This window comes from Micromonospora sp. NPDC050200, assembly GCF_040656135.1.
GTDB lineage: Bacteria > Actinomycetota > Actinomycetes > Mycobacteriales > Micromonosporaceae > Micromonospora.
In genome coordinates this window covers 1-2107 of record NZ_JBFALG010000158.1, presented here as the reverse complement: position 1 = coordinate 2107, position 2107 = coordinate 1, and the positions used below count along the sequence as shown (strand labels likewise).

Annotated in this window: 2 protein-coding genes; one reads left to right on the top strand and one right to left on the bottom strand. The window is 65.3% G+C overall.

Annotated elements, in window-relative coordinates:
• Positions 1-630: 630 nt before the first annotated feature.
• A complete protein-coding gene (locus tag AB0I41_RS35080) occupies positions 631-1125 on the top strand; it encodes a DUF1062 domain-containing protein (RefSeq protein ID WP_357115750.1) in 495 nt (164 codons plus the stop codon).
• A 247-nt stretch (positions 1126-1372) separates the two neighbouring features.
• Here AB0I41_RS35080 and AB0I41_RS35075 read toward each other — a convergent pair whose 3' ends face one another.
• Positions 1373-1900 (bottom strand): hypothetical protein, encoded by a 528-nt coding sequence (locus tag AB0I41_RS35075; RefSeq protein WP_357115747.1) that lies wholly within the window; start codon positions 1898-1900, stop codon positions 1373-1375.
• Positions 1901-2107: the final 207 nt, after the last annotated feature.

Below are 2107 nucleotides of genomic sequence, written 5' to 3'. Positions count from 1 at the left end.
GGTAACTCTGCGTGACCCCGAGGGCAATGAGTTCTGCATCGAACGGCAATGAATTCAGCAGAGGCACACCAAAACCGGATGCACGGTCATCGGCAGATCCGTGCGCTAAGCGCGGAGATCCATCCGTTACACGGCGTGACGCGCGGATCGCGGCATGAGCGTGCAGCCGACCTAGCCTTCAAGCTGTCCGCAGAAGCGCTCCTCGACGACCTCGGTCACGGCTTCGCTGTCGCCGCTTTCCGCCACCGTGAGCAAGGCACGCTCCTGGTCTAACGAGATCCCGACGTGCACCCCCCCACCATGCGGATCACTCTCCGAGCCGGAAAACCGTTTGAGCCCTTCTTCCGCGTTCCCGTAGGTTGCCGGTGCCCCGTCGCAGCGAGGACAGAGGACAAACCGCGTGACCCCGCCCGCTCTTTAGACCTGACGCCTTCTTCCGCGCATCTACAGGCCGACCCTCCCGTCGGTTCTGCCGGGCTGCCCGCGTGCGCCCGTTCATGCAGCGTTTGAGGCCGCGCGCAATCGGCCTCGTGTCAGGTCTTTAGAGAGATCATCATGTCTTCACAACCTCATACTGTGCTGCCCTGGATCGTTCGCCGGACCAGGCTGCCTCTGCTGTCGTTGCGGTGCGTGGACTGCCGGTCGGAGTCGGCCACCACCGGCGAGGGCAGGTTCCGCGTCAACGCCAACGGCAAGCTGCTGGACGTGTGGCTGCTGGTCCGTTGCGTGTCCTGCAATCGGACGAGCAAACTCACCGTGCACGAGCGAGCGCCGGTCAGATCCTTCGATCCGGCGTTGCTCGACGGCTACCACGCCAACGATCCGGAGCTCGTGGCGGCCACGCTGCTGGATCCGCTGCTCGCCCGGCGCAACCGGTACACCCTGGACTGGCAGGGGGCCTGGCAGCTGGACACCCCGCCGGCAGAGCTCGACGAGGCGTGGCCACTGCAGGTGGAGGTTGACTTCGAGGATCCGGTGCCGGTCCGCCCGGAGCGGCTCATCGCGCAAGGACTCCGCCTCAGCAGAAACGAGGTACTGCGCCGGATCAAGTGCGACATTTCCCTGCGCCGTCCGACGAGCGCCGGATTCACTTTCATCGTGATGGTGAGGGACTCGATGAACTGATTTGCACTCCCAGCGGTGCGAGTCACAGCCGCTACCACGCCACATACGCGTACAGCGGGAATCAGAACTGGGGACATAGGCCGGCTCGCCTATGTCCCCACTTCTGACAACATCCGTTCGTTGCCGTCTACTGCATTCTGGCTTGATCAAATGCACTCAACTCGGCAGATCCGTGCGCTAAGCGCCGAGATCCATCCGTTACACGGCGTGACGCGCGGATCGCGGCAGAAGCGGGTGCCTGCGGGGTTCAGCCGCGGCTGGCGTACAGGTACACGGTGACTGCATCGGGTGCGTCGAGGTTGACCAGGAGCGCTCGGCGTGTGCCGTCTGCAGTGGGTTGCTCCTCGTCGAGGCCGGAGATGGTCTTGGCGGTTTCGGGGTCCCACAGGTTGCCGCCACCGACGTTGTGTTTGGCGTCGACTGCCCGAAGCCCCGGCGCGAGAGCCGTCGTGAAATTCGCCGCGGCGACGAAGGCGTCGAGTTCGGTGCGCGGCATGCGGACCTTCGCCGAGAGCTGGGTTTCCAGGCCGTTGCTATACGCGGCGGTGAGCAGCACGCTGCCGGGCGGCAGGGTCACGTGAGCGACGGCTTCCACCTGGGCCGCGCTGGCGACCTCCGGCTTGGACTGTACCGGGAGCAGGTCTATGTCATTGCTGCCGAAAGACAGCCCCGCCACACCGCACGCGATCAGCGACAGAAGCAGGCTGATGCACGCAAGCACGAGTGCGGCCGTGCCACTCCGGTTGCGCGTCCTCGGCGCAGCGGTCTCGATCATGGCCAACACGATACGGCGCGCGCGCACATCGGCATGTCCGGATGCTAGTGCCTTGACCACAAACGTTCACGGTCTTGCTCGGCCCACGGCACCGAGCGTTGCCGGTACGCTTAACCACCATGATCGACCCGCGGCCGACACCACAGCCCCTCCCTGCCGAGCGTGTGCTGGAGCTTGCCGCGCCGATGCTTGCCGAGGTGGGTGGCG

What these genes read in the sequence shown, in the direction of transcription:
- AB0I41_RS35075 (WP_357115747.1), bottom strand. Translation starts at nt 1,900, where the DNA reads ATGATCGAGACCGCTGCGCCGAGGACGCGCAACCGGAGTGGCACGGCC.